Genomic DNA, 13953 nt, shown 5'->3' on the forward strand with positions numbered 1-13953 from the left:
GGCAACAACCGCCATGTTCAAGGACTTTTATACGCAGCGCGGCGAGCAGGTCGTGATCTCCGCCGAGCAGGCCAGCCGGTTCGCCAAGGGCGTTGCCGGTGACTACAACCCGATCCACAATCCCGACGCGCGCCGTTTTTGTGTCCCGGGGGATTTGCTCTTCACCCTGGTACTGTTGAAGTTCGGGCTCTATCAGCATATGGAGTTTCGCTTCACCAACATGGTGGGCGCCGATGCGCCGCTTAGCTTCAGTGAAGCAGACAATGGCGATCTCTACGTATGCGATGATGCGGGCAAATGCTTTTTGCAGGTTACGCGCTCAGGCGACGTGACCCACGATGCAGCGACCATCGCCGCCTTTGCGCGCTGCTACGTGGCATTCTCGGGCAAGAACTTCCCCCACTACTTGAAGCCCCTGATGGAAGAGCATGGGGTGATGTTCAATCCCAAGCGCCCGCTGGTGATCTACGACAGCATGGGCTTCACGCTTAATAGCCTCGATGGCCTCACGCCCGATTTGGCGCTGACGCGCTCGTCTTTGGACGTACTTGGCAAACGCGCCGATGCGCTACTCGAGTTCGCCATCCAGTCCGCCGGTGCCTCGGTCGGTGTAGGTTCCAAAAAGCTCGTGGTTAGCGGGCTGTGCAACTACGACGCCACCGAAATGGCCGCCATCGTCGACGAATTCTACCGCCTGAAAGCTGCCTACGAAGCCGCTTGAGGTGATCACCTCATCACACCACGACGGTCACCGGGCAAGGGGCTTGTTCGATGACCTTGTGGCTGACGCTGCCGAGCAGTGACGCCTGCAGCGAACTCATCCCGCGTCTTCCCATGATGATCACCGGGTTGTCCGGGCAGCTGCGCGCCTGGGCGACGATGGCGTTGGCGTAGCGCTCGGCGCGCAGAAGCGTTTCAGTGACCCCGGCGGGAACGTCGCCAAGAACGCGCTGGGTGTGGCGGAAGACGCGTGACGCTTCGCTTTCGCCGCTGTCGAGTAGCGGCATCTCCCCGGGCGGCTGGCAGAACAGAAGCTCTACGCGAATGGCACCGCTGCGGGCCAGATCGCCCGCCAGACGCGCGGCTACATCGCTATGGGGTGAACCATCCACGGGCAGCAAGATGCAGCCAATCGTTGCCGTATCGAGGATGCTGGCGCCGGGGTGGATGACCGTCACCGGCCCCTTGGCGCGGTGCACCACGGCGTTGCTCACGCTGCCCTTTACCCATTTACCGACCTCGCTCAAGTGCCTCGCGCCCATGACCAAAAGCGCTTTATCGTGGCGCCGGGCGTGGTCGACGATGACGCGCTCGGGGTGAGGCACGAAGCTTTCATCGCTCAGGCGCTGGGCCTCGATGCGTAGCTGCGCCGAGAAGGGCAGGCTTGCAAGGTGTTCGCGCGCGTGCGTGAAGGCGCGGCTGGCGCTGGCTTCCCAGGCGCGGCGGTCGTGATCCGCCTCGGCTTGGCGATTGCCCGGTAGGTCACTGAACTCTGCCGGATGCAGCGGCAACACGTGCACCAACTGCAGGGTGGCATCGAGCAAATAGGCTAGCAGCGCGGCGTGCCGCGTTGCTGCATCGGCTTGGGCCGAGCCATCGACCGGTACCATCACCAGGGAAACGCGTTCGCTCATCTCAAGCCACCTCTATGCGGAAACGGGGCTGTAAAAAATAGGGCTTAACAAAACGGGGCTGTAACAAAACGGGCCATGGGAACTTCCCATGGCCCGTTTCAGCCTAGTGGAGGGAGCGCACGGCGTCACCCAGGTGGCGTCAACTCAGTGCTCACGCTGGCCTCGTCCTGCGTAATGCTCAAACCCACGGTGGTGATTCGCTCGCCCAGCACCCCGAGCACGGACAGCGAGATGCTGCCACGCTGCAGTGACTCACCTTCGTGGGGCGTGGTGGTCAACTGCTGGCGTAGTAGCTCGTCAAGCGTAAGCGTCTCATCACTGTCGAGCGCAATGCCGTAAGAGTGCAGCACTTCACCCACGCGGGTGCTGCCTTTCAGTCGCAGCGGGCGGTCGGGAAGCTCGTAGCTAACGACGTTGGCTTGCTCGGCGAAGACGCAATCGACGAAGGGGCGCGTCTCCGAGCGCAGCACCACGAAGACATGATCGCCGGGCATGATCTGAGTCGAGCCGCGCGGCGGGATCACCTCCTTGCCACGCGTAATCATGGCTACCACGGTGCCGTCGGGTAGGGCGATCTGCGATAGCCGCCGCCCTACGGCGCGGGTGTTGTCGCCCAGGCGATACTCGACGATTTCGGCATCGACCTCGTCCAGCGCGGTGATTTCGAGGCTAGCGGCTGGCTCGGGAGGCGGCGTCTCGGTAAGGCCCAGCTTGCGTGCCATCAGCGGCAGCGTGGTGCCCTGGATGGTTGCCGAAATCAGCACCACGAAGAAGACCACGTTGAAGATCAGCTCGGCCCCTTCGAGCCCGAAGATCAGCGGGAAGATGGCCAGGATGATCGGTACCGACCCGCGCAGACCGACCCAGGCGACGAGGCTCGTTTGACGGTTGTCGAAGCCGAACAGCTTGAGAATCGGGAACACCGCTAGCGGGCGTGCGACCAGTACCAGAATTGCGGCAATGAGCAAACCTTCGCGCCATACCTCCAGCAGCGAGACCGGATTGATCAACAGCCCCAGCACCACGAACATCACGATCTGGCTCATCCAGGCCAGACCATCGTGAAATAAGAAGGTGCTGCGCTGATAGGCAATGGGTCGATTGCCGATCATTACCCCGGCGATGAAGATGGCCAAAAAGCCGCTGCCGCCGAGGTTGGCGGCGATGCCGAAGGCCAACAGCCCGCAGGCCGCGACCAATACCGGGTAGAGCCCGCCTGCGACTAAGTGGATACGGTTGATCAGGTGTACCGAGACGAAGCCTACGAGTAGGCCAACCACGGCGCCTACGCCCATTTGTTGAACGAAAAGCTGTAGTAGGCCAAGCCCGAAAGGCATGTCATTGACCAGCACTTCGAGTAGCCCGACGGTCAAGAAGATCGCCATGGGGTCGTTCGAGGCGCTCTCGATCTCGAGGGTCGATTTCAGGCGGGTATTGATGTGAATACCGGCATTACGTAGCAGTGAAAAAACCGCTGCTGCGTCGGTAGAGCCGACGATAGCCCCAAGCAGCATGCCTTCGAGCAGAGGCAGATCGAGAATATAGGCCGCCGCCGCGCCGGTGATCGCAGAGGTGATCAAGACCCCAAGGGTGGCCAGCAGCGACGCCGGTTTCCACACCCGACGAATCGAGGCGACCGGGGTTTGTAGGCCGCCATCGAAGAGGATCATCGCCAGCGCCATGGTGCCGAGCGCATGAGCAAGACCTGGGCTATCGAAGTTGATCCCGCCAAGCCCGGCCTCACCGGCGAGCATGCCGGTGCCGAGAAAGAGCACCAGCACCGGCATGCCGAGCCGGGCCGAAAGCTTACTGGAGATGATCCCGATCAGCAGCAGTATTGCTGCCATCAGTATCAGTTGATCGACTAAAAACATGAGTGTGTGTCCTGGGTCATCGAAGCATGAGATCGCAATGAAAGGTCGAGCGCGTGGTTATTTAGCAGCGAATGAGCGTCAAGGACAGAGGCGGCGCGCGTGGCGAGGGCAGCGTGGCGAGCGGAGGCTCGCGCGCAGGCGTTTGAGGGAAGGCGACGCTAGCCGCATTCGCCCGCTGTACCTCGGGGTAAAGCGCGGTATACGCAAGCCCCAGCGAGGGTAAATCGGTGCCACTCGCGCCACTGGAAGGCGGCTCATCGTCGCGCAGGCGAAACGTCTGTGGCAACGTGGCAAGCGGTGAGAGAGCCGGTCGATCGAGGCGCTGGTTCGCCTGATCAGCGGCGTCGAGGGCGCTCGCGGCGTGCGGATTCACCGCCGCGCTGAGTAACAGGAGAGCAATGCCGAGCAGCCCCAAGCGCGCCAGACGGCGGCTGGATGAAACGCGCGGTAGGGAAGTCGGCTGGGGCAACGGCGGTCTCCTTGGGCTGGCTTTATCATCCTTGATCGGATGGCGAGGTCAAGCGTCTTGACCTCGCCATTATACCCAGCATTTCTGGGTGTCTGCGTTGAGCCATGGGTTTATATGTGGCGCTGCCAAAGCTAGCGCGGCTGCGATATGCTCATGCTTCTTAGACAGTCTGGCGCCTATCCAGCAACATACCCAGGCGCCCTTACAACGTCCTCACGATTACAACGCAATGACGAGGCTCTAAATGATTCGACGTTTACCCTGGGTTGCCCTGGCAACGCTAATGTTTGGAGCGACTGCCGACGCTCGCGACTTTCGTTTGGGCTTGATCACACCGCCCCAGCACCTGTGGTCGACCGAAGCCGAGGCTTTTGCCGAAGCGCTGCACGAGCGCTCCGGTGGCGAGCACAGCGTTGCCGTTTTTCCTGCCCAGCAGTTGGGTAACGAAGCGCAGATGGTCCAGCAGCTGCAAACCGGCGCGCTCGACATGGCCTTTCTTACCATTGCCGAGATCTCCAACCGGATTCCCGATTTCGGAGCGCTCTACGCGCCTTACCTGGTCGATGACGTCAATCACGCCGCGCGCCTCTTGCGCTCGGACACCGCTGGCGAGCTGCTCGATCTCATGCCCCAGGGCGTGGGGCTGGTCGGGCTTGGCTACGGCATGGTCGGCATGCGCCAAGTGCTCAGCCGCGAGCCGATCACCAGTGCCGAGGAGCTACGCGGCAAGCGCTTGCGTATTACCCCCTTCGAGCCCATTCGCGATTTCTACACCGCAACCGGGGCAGCCCCCGCGCCGATGCCGCTTCTAGAGGTCTACGACGCATTGGCCAACGGCCAGGTCGATGCCATCGACATGGACTTCGACTCCATTTTGATTCTCAAGTTTTATGAGCAGGCGAATCACCTGCTTATCTCCAACCACATGATGTTTCCCATGGTGGGCGTGGTCTCCGGACGTGTTTGGCGCGAGCTCTCCGAGGCAGAGCGCGAGTTGATCGAAACCACCATGGCCGAGCATCTGGAGAACGTCTTAACCGGGTTCGAGGAGATGGACGCCGCCCAGGAAGCCGAAATTCGCGGGCTGGACATCGACATTCACGAGGCTGACGCCGCCTTCTTTAGCGACGCCATCGCCGAGTGGCAGGGCATTTGGGGCGAGAAGGCGCCGATGCTCGATGCCCTGCGCGCAGAGGCTGAACGGCTGCGTGAATGAGGCGCCGAGAAACGCGATGCTGATCGAGCAGCTGTCACGCGCCATGGCGCGCGGTGAGGAGCTAGCGGCGGCAGGGCTCGCCGCCGCCGTGACCGGGTTGATCCTACTCAACGTAGCCTTTCGCGCCGCAGGCCACCCGCTCTACTGGGTCAGCGAGCTGGCGATCTACACCATGATCTGGATGACCTTCTTGATTGCCTCGGCGGTGCTGAAACGGCGCCAAAGCCTAACCGTTACGCTGCTTGTCGATGCGCTACCTGCCCGGGCGCGCGCCCTGATGGGGGCTCTGGTCGACGTCGTGGTGTTGGCGTTCGCGCTGGTGCTGGTATGGCTATGTTGGCGCTGGTATCAGCCGCTTGCGCTGTGGCGCGCGGGGTTCGACGTCGCTGCGTTTCAAGGCGAGACCTTCAACTTCATCTACGCTGAGAACACCTCGACGCTGGGGATCAAGAAGTTCTGGTGCTGGCTGATCGTACCCTGGTTTGCGCTCTCGTTGACCGTGCACGCCAGCGCCAACCTTCTTCTACGCCTAAGTCGGCGGTCAGCTCGCGGCTCATCGGAGGCCTCGGCATGACCATCGCGCTCTTTTTCACGCTGCTGCTGGGGGCTGTGCCCATCGCCTTGGTCTTGGCGCTAAGTGCGATGTACTACATCTACGCCTCTGGGAATACGGTGCTCTTCGACTCCTACCCTCAGCAGCTCTTTGCCGCTATCGAAAGCTATGGGCTGCTGGCGATTCCGCTGTTCATGCTCGCCGGTGAGCTAATGAACGAGGGCGGTGTAACGCGGCGTTTAATCGCTTTGGCGCGATTATTGGTGGGCGGCTTTCGCGGTGGGCTTGCCTACATCAACTTGGTCGCCAACATGATGATGGCGGCCATCGTGGGCTCTGCGGCGTCGCAGATCGCGATCATGTCGCGGGCGATGGTGCCCGCCATGGAAGAGGAGGGATATGAGCGTGCCTATAGCGCGGCCATCACCGCCGCCGGTGGGCTGTTGTCGCCGATCATTCCGCCTTCGATGCTGTTCGTGCTGTTTGGGGTGATGGCGCAGGTGCCTATTGCCGAAATGTTCATCGCTGGGCTTTTGCCCGGGCTTTTGCTGGGGCTTGCGTTTTTCATCGTCATCGCGCTCGTTGGCCTCGTGCAGTCCTACCCCAAGGGAGCCTGGCCAAGCCGTACCCAGGCGCTGCACGATCTGCTTTGGGGGCTTCCGGCGCTGGCCATTCCCGCCATCATCATTGGCGGTATCCTGCTTGGAATCGCCACGCCCACCGAGGCGGCGGCGCTGGCGTCGCTTACGGCTTGGCTCTTGGGGCGGCTGCTCTACCGCGATTTGACGCTCAAGGCGATGCCGGGCGTGCTCAAGCGCACGGCGGTCAACGCGGGGCTCGTCATCATGCTGATTGCCGCGGCCGGCGTGTTCGGTTGGGTGGTGGTCTACGAGCGCCTACCGCAGATGGCGGCGGGGTGGATTGCGGCGCTAACCGCCGATCCGTTCATATTCTTGCTGCTATTGATCGGCGCTCTGCTGCTGGTGGGCATGGTCATCGACGGCATTGCCGCGCTGATTCTGGTGGTGCCGATTCTGCTGCCGATTGCCCAGAATCAGTTCGGTATCAGCCCGTATCAGTTTGGCGTGGTGGTCTGCTTGACCCTGGTGCTGGGCCTTTTGACGCCGCCGGTGGGGGCTGGGCTCTTCGTCGCCTCGTCGATGACCGGCGCATCGCCGCTACGTATCTTTCGCGCGCTGTTGCCGTTTCTCGCCGCGACCTTGTTCGTGCTCGTGCTGCTCGCTTGGCAGCCGTGGCTAACCACGGCGCTGATCGGTCGCTGAGGTGGCCTCCCGGGCGCTGGCTTCCTCGGCGATGGGCATGACGTCGACTTCTACTTCCAAACGGTGTTTACCGCCGCCGTTCATCACCCCTTTTAGTGGGGTGATGTCGGCGTAGTCGCGCCCCCAACCCAGCACCGGGTGCTGGGCCCCGGCGACGATGCCGTTGGTCGGGTCCAGGGCCAGCCAGCCCCACTCGGGAATCCATAGCGCGAGCCAAGCGTGTGAGGCGTCGGCGCCCACCAGCCGCGCCTGGCCGGGAGGCGGGCGCGTTTCCAAATAGCCGCTGACGTAGCGCGCCACCAACCCTATCGAGCGCAGCGTGCCAATGAACAGATGGGCGAAGTCCTGGCATACGCCGCGCCGGTGGGCGAGGACGTCATCCAGCGGCGTGGCGAGGGTGGTGGCGTTAGGAACGTACTCGAAGTTGTCGAAGATCCAGCGGTTGAGCGCCAGCGCCGCCTCGACGATTGGGCGGTTGGGCGTGAAACAGCGCCGGGCAAGCCGCGCCAGCGCCGCTTGGCGGCGAATGAACGGCGAGTCGTGGCGGTAGAGCAAAAGCTCCACCGTCGAGGTGTGTTCGAGCGCATCGCGCACCTGCTCCCAAGGCGGCGATGCAGCTGGCAGTGGCGCCAGCGCTTCGGTGTCGAGCGTGGTCACGACGGTAACGTCGAGGTGGCGGTGAACGTTCTCGATGGCAAAGTAGAGCACGCGGTTGCCAAACAGATCGCAGCGCTCCATCTGCACCTGGGGGCTGGGTGAGATGATCAGCTGCGATGGCCCGCAGCGCTGATGCTCGGTTTGGCGTGGCAATACCCGCGCCTCGCTATGGCACAGCGTGACCGGAGCGCTGTAGTGGTAGCGTGTGGTGTGGCGTAGGCGGTATCTCATTCGTCCGCCTCCAGGCTAATCAACTGGCGAGGGCGCTCAACGTGACTGAAATGGCTCTGGCTCAGGGCATCCGACAGTGCCATTAGCGGCGTCAGCAGGGCTTCCAGGAGCGCTTTGAGCGCCTGGCGCGCCGACTCCTCCTCCGCCAGTTGGCCAAGCCGCTCGATATCGGCCAAGTGGAGCGCGGCGTTGGCCTGGATCAGCAGGCGCCGTTCGGCGTTGCGGTAGGGCGTGCGGTTGGGCGAGGGGGCGCCGGGTAGTTGCTCGATCTGGTTTTCCAAACGCTTGAGCATGTAGCCCACCGAGCGCGGATTGGCCTCGTCGAAAAGCAGAAGATCGAGAATGGCGGCCGGGTGCAACTCGCTGCGATAGCGACGGCGGTAGGCGGTGTAGTTGTCTGTAGTGGCTAGCACCACCTCCCACAGCGCCAGGGTCGAGGAGCGTGGCGCCTCCAGGGTATGTTTGAGCAGCGAGAGTAGCCCCAGCACGCGATCGAGAAAGCGGCCGATGTCCATGAACCGCCAGCCGAAGTGGTGCGGCATGGTTTCGTTGCACAGACCAAAGAACGCCGCCAACTGAGCGCTCAAACCTTCGCAGGCGCGGCGCGCGGCGCTGGCATCCTGGGGCGGGTCGAACTGGTCGATGTGCTGGCGCAGCTGGTTGAGCACGCGCCAGGAGTCGTCGCCCAAGTGGTCGCGTACGTTGCGCGCGTTGTGCAGCAGGTGGGTGAATAGGGCAGGCAGTGACTGCGCCTCCTGGGGGGCGAACTGCGCCAGCAGGCGGTCGCGCTTGTCTTGAAAGCCCACCGCCAGGGCGCCATCGTCGCCGGATGGGACGATCTCGAGCGCCACCAAAAGCTCGTTGAGGAGCTGGTCGGCGATATCGTCCTGATCGAATTCCATCAGACGCAAAAGCGCCTCACGCAGCAGCCGCGTGCGGGTATCCAGCCGCTCGCCGTAGCGGCCGAGCCAAAACAGGTTTTCGGCCACCCGGCTTGGCAGGTCGGTGCCATCGCGGGTAGCCACCACCGGCCCGCGCGCTTGGCGAAGCTGGCTAACGTGGGGCTGCACGCTGGGGGCGCTGACCCAGACATCCTTGACCACCCGGGTACCAAGCGACGGGGAACCGGGCGCGCCAACCCAGGCAAGCCCGCCAGGCATGACCTGATAGTCGCCGTTGAGATGGCCATCCTTCGCCACGGTGTCGGGCGTGCGTGTGACGAAGCAGCGCAGGTTGAGCGTGGTCGGCGTAAGCGAGGTCATGGCCTCATCGAACACCGGCGCGGTTTCGGGTTGCGTCGAGGCGTCGGCGCTCTCTAGTAGCAGCGTCTCGCCCAGCAGGTGCTCGCAGAGCGCGGGCAGCGCCGGGGAGAGCGCCGCCGACTCCAAAATACCCACGCCCAGCGCGTTGGAAAGCGCCACGCCGCCCGCGCGCATCGACTGCAGCAGGCCCGGCACGCCGAGCGCCGAGTCGCCGCGAAGCTCCAGCGGGTCGCAATCGACGTCCTCGCACTGGCGCAGCACCACCTCGACCGGCTGTAGGCCGCCAAGCGTACGTAGCCACACCTGAGCGTCGCGAACGACCAGATCCGACCCCTCCACCAAGGTGAAGTTGAAGTAGTTGGCGAGGTAGGCGTGCTCGAAATAGCGCGGGCTCGAAGGCCCGGGCGAGAGCAGCACGACGTTGGGCTGATCGCGATGCTGGTAGGCCAGGGCGTTCAGGCTGCGGTGATGTACATCGAAAAAGCTCGCCAACCGGCGCAGCGGCGCGTTGCGGTACATCTGCGGCTGGGCGCGCGCCATCAAAATACGATTTTCCAGCGCAAAGCCGATGCCCGAAGGCGCCTGTAGACGATCCCCGATGACACGCCACTGTCCGTGGGTGTCGCGAATGACGTCGATCGCGTGAAAAATGAACGGCGGGCAGTTGTTTGGGAGCGCGCCGTGGCAGGGCAGATAGTGTTCGATATCGCCAAGCAGCGCCTGGGTTGGCAAAAGCCCCGCAGCGAACAGCTTCTGGTCACCGAAAACGTCTTGATAGATAGCCGTGAACAGGCGGCTGCGCTGATTGAGCCCCATGGCAAGACGCTGCCAATCCGCCTCTTCGATCACCCAGGGTAGCGGGTCGATGCGCCAGCTGCGCTGCTGGGTATCGTCGTGCATGTTGAAAATGACGCCGTTCTCGGCCAGCAGCCGCTGAGTCTCCTCCTGCTGCTGACGGCGCCCTTTGGCACCCAGTTCGCTGAGCGTTTGTAAAAGCGGCTGCCAGCCAGGGCGCAGCTGGCCGTCAGCGTTTAGCAGCGCATCGCTTGCCAGAGCGTTGTTTTTTTCGACACCACTGTTTTCGATGCCATTGGCTCCGACGCCATTGAGGCGGCCCCCCAAATGCGCCCGATAGCCATCGACGAGCGCATCGAGGGTAGTGGGCGAGGCGAGAGGGGGCGCAAAAACCGTCATGGGCGTTATTCCTGGTGAGCGTCACTGCTGATGAGCATCGCCAGATTATCCTGCAGCGGGGGGCAGGATAAAAGCGGCAGCGCGGTAAGAAGCGGCGCTCACGCCATCGGCCTGCGTAAATCCAGCGTGCAGGGTAGCTCTAAGCTCAATGGCTCATCGACGGGTAACTGCACGCCTTGGCCATGCCCCTGGGTGCTGAAACGAGCCAAGCGGCGCGCTTCGGCCTCGAAGGCGTTGACCGGGAAGGTCTCGAAATTGCGTCCTGCCGGGTGGGCGACGTGATAGGTACAGCCCGCCACAGCGCGCTGGTTCCAGGTATCGATGACATCGAAGACCAGCGGTGCATGGACCGGAATGTGCGGATGCAGCGCCGAAGGCGGCTGCCAGGCACGGTAGCGCACCCCCGCGACGGCCTCACCGCTGCGCCCGGTGGGTGAAAGCGGTACCCGACGGCCGTTGCAGCTGATTTGGTAGCGCTCGCCGCTGGCGCCCAACACCTTCACCTCGAGGCGCTCGACGGAGGAGTCGACGTAGCGCGACGTACCGCCGCCGCTGGCCTCTTCGCCCAGAACGTGCCAGGGCTCGATGGCTTGGCGCAGTTCGATGTCGAGCATGGGGGTGTGCAGACGGCCAAGCAGCGGTAGGCGAAATTCGAAGAAGGGCGCGAACCAGTCGAGTTCGAAGGCAAAACCGTGCTCGCGCAGATCGGCCAACACGTCGGCAAGATCGTGCCAAAGGTAGTGCGGCAGCATCCAACGATCCTGCAGCGCGCTGCCCCAGCGCACCGGCGAATGTCGATAAGGGGTACGCCAGAAACGGGCCACCAGAGCGCGGATGAGTAGCGTCTGCATCAGTGCCAGGCGCGGGTGCGGCGGCATCTCGAAGCCGCGTAGCTCCACCAGGCCCAAACGGCCGCTGTCGCTATCCGGCGAGTAGAGCTTGTCGATGCAGAACTCGGCGCGGTGGGTGTTGCCGGTAAGATCGGTCAGCAAATGGCGCAGTAGCCGGTCGACCTTCCACGGCTGAGGTACGTTGCCTCGGTGCGCGTCATCCTGTTGCAGCTGGGCCAGCGCGATTTCAAGCTCATAAAGGGCTTCGTGACGCGCCTCGTCCACACGCGGCGCTTGGCTCGTGGGGCCGATGAACAGCCCCGAAAAGAGATACGAAAGCGCCGGGTGATGCTGCCAGTAGGTGAGCATGCTGCCGAGTAAATCCGGGCGGCGCAGAAAGGGCGAGTCCTCCGGCGTGAGGCCGCCTAGGGTGACGTGATTGCCACCGCCGGTGCCGGTGTGACGACCATCGAGCATGAACTTCTCGCTAGCGAGCCGGGCCTGGCGTGCCTCGCTATACAGCGTCTCGGTTTGGGCCACCAGGGTGCGCCAACTGGCGGCGGGCATGATGTTGACCTCGATGACGCCGGGGTCGGGGGTGATCATAAAGCTGACCAAGCGCGGATCGCGCGGCGCTGGGTAACCCTCGATTACCACGGGGCAGGCTAGCGTTGCTGCGCAGGCTTCGATGCTGCTTAGCAGGTCGAGGTAGTGTTCGAGGGCGTTGAGTGGCGGCAGAAAAACGTGAAGGCGGCCATCGCGTGGCTCGACGCAGAGGCTCGTGTGGATGACGGCGCTGGCGCTATCGTCGGCGGCGCGGGGCTGTTCCTGGATCGCTTCGTGGGTGGGTAATCCAGCCTCCTGCGGCTCGGGGCGTAACGGGTGCGAAACCGCGTAGCGCCGCGCCACTTCGCCGTGAATGTCACCCAGCGGTGGGCGTGGCGCAAAAGGAGAGCGCGGGTGCGGCTGCTCCTTGGGCTCGGCCGGGGGCAGCGCCGAAAGCGGCAGGCGTAGCCCCATGGGAGAGTCGCCCGGTACCAAATAGAGATGATCGCGCTTGAGCGGCCACTGACCGCTCTCCCAGCGGTGGGCGTCGGTGATGGCGTGGCGCAGCGGCAGCGCGTAGCCGACCACGCTGCCAAGCCCCTGTTCGAGAAGGCGCGCGAGGCGGCGCCGTTCGGCATCGTCGTCGAGATCGACCTTGCGCGGGTCGATCGTCACCGCTAGCGTTTGCTCTTTCCACAAATAGTAAAAGGCATCCTCGTAGGCCGGTATCCAGCGTTTGGTGCTGACACCTAGCTGGGCGCTCAAGGCGTGGGTGAAGCGCTCGGCGAGCGCTGTATCTGCCGTGACAGTGGGCGCGCTTTCGAGGCAGGCGAGCCATTGCGGGTCGCGCCACAGTGGCACGCCATCCTCACGCCAGTAGCAGGCCAGCGCCCAGCGCGGTAGCGGCTCGCCTGGATACCACTTGCCCTGCTGTTGCTGAATCACGCTGCCCGGCGCGTAGGCGCGCTGGAGGCGTTCGAGCAGCGCCTCGGCACGTTCGCGTTTGTGCGCGCCGAGCGCTTCGGTATTCCATTCGGGGCTGTCCGGTGCGTCGATCGATACGAACGTGGGTTCGCCCCCTTGGGTCAGGCGCACGTCCTCGGCGTGCAGCGCCGCATCGACGCTATCGCCAATCTCCAGAATGCGCGCCCATGTCGCCTCGGCGTAGGGCTTGGTCACGCGGGGCGTTTCGCTGATGCGGGTGACGCGCATGTCGACATCGAAACTTGCCTCGCACTGCTCCGAGAAGCCGGTAATGGCAGCGGCGCTGCCGGTATCGGGCGTGGCGGCTAACGGAATGTGACCCTCCCCGGCGAGCAAGCCCGAGGTGGGGTCGAGCCCGACCCAGCCCGCGCCCGGCAAAAACACCTCGGCCCAAGCGTGCAGGTCGGTGAAGTCGTGCTCGGTGCCGCTTGGGCCGTCCAGCGCTTTGACGTCGAGGACGAGCTGGATCAAGTAGCCGGAAACGAAGCGTGCGGCGAGCCCCAAATGGCGCAGGATCTGTACCAGCAGCCAGGCGCTGTCGCGGCACGAGCCGCTGGCCTTGGTCAGCGTCTCTTCGCTGCTCTGCACCCCCGGTTCCATGCGCACGAGATAGTTGATGTCGCCATAAAGGCGCTGATTGAGCGCGACCAAGAAATCGACACTGGGCGTGGGCGCTAAAGCTACCGCGTCGAGCCACGCCATGAGCTTGGGGCCGCGCTCGGTAATCTCGAGGTAGGGCTGCAGTGAGTGGCGCAGCTCGGCGCTGTAGGTGAAAGGAATCGTTGCAGCGCTGTCGTCGAGAAAGAAGTCGAAGGGGTTGATCACCGTCATCGGCGCGACGAGCTCGACGGCGATGTCGAGCTCGCGGCAAGGTTTGGGAAAGACCACGCGGGCGATGTAGTTGCCAAAGGGATCCTGCTGCCAATTGATGAAGTGCTCACCGCCCTGGATGCGCAGCGAATAGGCCTCGATGGGTGTGCGGCAGTGCGGCGCCGGGCGCAGCCGTACGATGTGCGGGGCAAGCCTGACGGCGCGATCGAAGCGGTAGGTGGTGCGGTGGTGCAGGGCAACGCGAATGGTCATGGGCCATCCTCTGACGTGTGAGTCGAAAAGGCCACGGGAGAGGCGCGCTGCCCGTAGCGTGTCCCCAGTATTGCCCAGATTCCGCGTTTTGGCAGGCATGCGTTTTGAAAGACAAAGGCGCAAGGAGAGAGGTTTTA

At 63.6% G+C, this 13953-nt stretch carries 10 protein-coding genes; 4 read left to right on the plus strand and 6 right to left on the minus strand.

Annotated features, from left to right (window positions below):
- Positions 1-13: 13 nt before the first annotated feature.
- A complete protein-coding gene (locus tag LLY24_RS05115) occupies positions 14-721 on the plus strand; it encodes a DUF3581 domain-containing protein (RefSeq protein WP_259035207.1) in 708 nt (235 codons plus the stop codon).
- A 13-nt stretch (positions 722-734) separates the two neighbouring features.
- On the opposite strand, the gene LLY24_RS05120 is transcribed toward LLY24_RS05115, so the two are convergent.
- From LLY24_RS05120 to LLY24_RS05130, 3 genes are all read right to left on the minus strand, one after another.
- Positions 735-1634 carry a universal stress protein gene (locus LLY24_RS05120; RefSeq protein ID WP_259035208.1) on the minus strand — a complete coding sequence of 300 codons (900 nt, stop codon included), beginning with the start codon at positions 1632-1634 and terminating at the stop codon, positions 735-737.
- A 125-nt stretch (positions 1635-1759) separates the two neighbouring features.
- Complete coding sequence (locus LLY24_RS05125; protein ID WP_259035209.1) at positions 1760-3508, minus strand: potassium/proton antiporter; 1749 nt, start codon at positions 3506-3508, stop codon at positions 1760-1762.
- A 61-nt stretch (positions 3509-3569) separates the two neighbouring features.
- Entirely contained in the window at positions 3570-3977 is a 408-nt protein-coding gene (locus LLY24_RS05130; protein ID WP_259035210.1) for a hypothetical protein, read from the minus strand.
- A gap of 244 nt (positions 3978-4221) precedes the next feature.
- Here LLY24_RS05130 and LLY24_RS05135 point away from each other — a divergent pair, with 244 nt between their 5' ends.
- From LLY24_RS05135 to LLY24_RS05145, 3 genes are read left to right on the plus strand one after another with little or no spacing between them, the layout of a single operon-like run.
- Positions 4222-5193, plus strand: a complete 972-nt coding sequence (locus LLY24_RS05135; RefSeq protein WP_259035211.1) for a TRAP transporter substrate-binding protein — start codon at positions 4222-4224, stop codon at positions 5191-5193.
- A 16-nt stretch (positions 5194-5209) separates the two neighbouring features.
- Entirely contained in the window at positions 5210-5767 is a 558-nt protein-coding gene (locus LLY24_RS05140) for a TRAP transporter small permease (protein ID WP_259035212.1), read from the plus strand.
- Positions 5764-7029, plus strand: a complete 1266-nt coding sequence (locus LLY24_RS05145) for a TRAP transporter large permease (RefSeq protein ID WP_259035213.1) — start codon at positions 5764-5766, stop codon at positions 7027-7029. Before LLY24_RS05140 ends, LLY24_RS05145 begins: the two co-directional genes overlap by 4 nt.
- Here LLY24_RS05145 and LLY24_RS05150 read toward each other — a convergent pair.
- From LLY24_RS05150 to LLY24_RS05160, 3 genes are all read right to left on the minus strand, one after another.
- The gene (locus LLY24_RS05150; protein ID WP_259035214.1) at positions 7003-7917 is read right to left on the minus strand and encodes a transglutaminase family protein; all 915 of its coding nucleotides are present in this window, start codon (positions 7915-7917) and stop codon (positions 7003-7005) included. The two genes, LLY24_RS05145 and LLY24_RS05150, sit on opposite strands and share 27 nt — an antisense overlap.
- Positions 7914-10373 carry a circularly permuted type 2 ATP-grasp protein gene (locus LLY24_RS05155; protein ID WP_259035215.1) on the minus strand — a complete coding sequence of 820 codons (2460 nt, stop codon included), beginning with the start codon at positions 10371-10373 and terminating at the stop codon, positions 7914-7916. The genes LLY24_RS05150 and LLY24_RS05155 overlap by 4 nt, the downstream gene beginning before the upstream one ends.
- Before the next feature lie 98 nt (positions 10374-10471).
- Positions 10472-13816, minus strand: a complete 3345-nt coding sequence (locus LLY24_RS05160) for a transglutaminase family protein (protein WP_259035216.1) — start codon at positions 13814-13816, stop codon at positions 10472-10474.
- Positions 13817-13953: the final 137 nt, after the last annotated feature.

Origin of the sequence: Halomonas dongshanensis, from assembly GCF_024790395.1 — a bacterium.
In the GTDB taxonomy this organism is placed as follows: Bacteria; Pseudomonadota; Gammaproteobacteria; order Pseudomonadales; family Halomonadaceae; genus Vreelandella; species Vreelandella dongshanensis.

What these genes read in the sequence shown, in the direction of transcription:
- LLY24_RS05115 (WP_259035207.1), top strand. Translation starts at nt 14, where the DNA reads ATGTTCAAGGACTTTTATACGCAGCGCGGCGAGCAGGTCGTGATCTCC.
- LLY24_RS05120 (WP_259035208.1), bottom strand. Translation starts at nt 1,634, where the DNA reads ATGAGCGAACGCGTTTCCCTGGTGATGGTACCGGTCGATGGCTCGGCC.
- LLY24_RS05125 (WP_259035209.1), bottom strand. Translation starts at nt 3,508, where the DNA reads ATGTTTTTAGTCGATCAACTGATACTGATGGCAGCAATACTGCTGCTG.
- LLY24_RS05135 (WP_259035211.1), top strand. Translation starts at nt 4,222, where the DNA reads ATGATTCGACGTTTACCCTGGGTTGCCCTGGCAACGCTAATGTTTGGA.
- LLY24_RS05140 (WP_259035212.1), top strand. Translation starts at nt 5,210, where the DNA reads ATGCTGATCGAGCAGCTGTCACGCGCCATGGCGCGCGGTGAGGAGCTA.
- LLY24_RS05145 (WP_259035213.1), top strand. Translation starts at nt 5,764, where the DNA reads ATGACCATCGCGCTCTTTTTCACGCTGCTGCTGGGGGCTGTGCCCATC.
- LLY24_RS05150 (WP_259035214.1), bottom strand. Translation starts at nt 7,917, where the DNA reads ATGAGATACCGCCTACGCCACACCACACGCTACCACTACAGCGCTCCG.
- LLY24_RS05155 (WP_259035215.1), bottom strand. Translation starts at nt 10,373, where the DNA reads ATGACGGTTTTTGCGCCCCCTCTCGCCTCGCCCACTACCCTCGATGCG.
- LLY24_RS05160 (WP_259035216.1), bottom strand. Translation starts at nt 13,816, where the DNA reads ATGACCATTCGCGTTGCCCTGCACCACCGCACCACCTACCGCTTCGAT.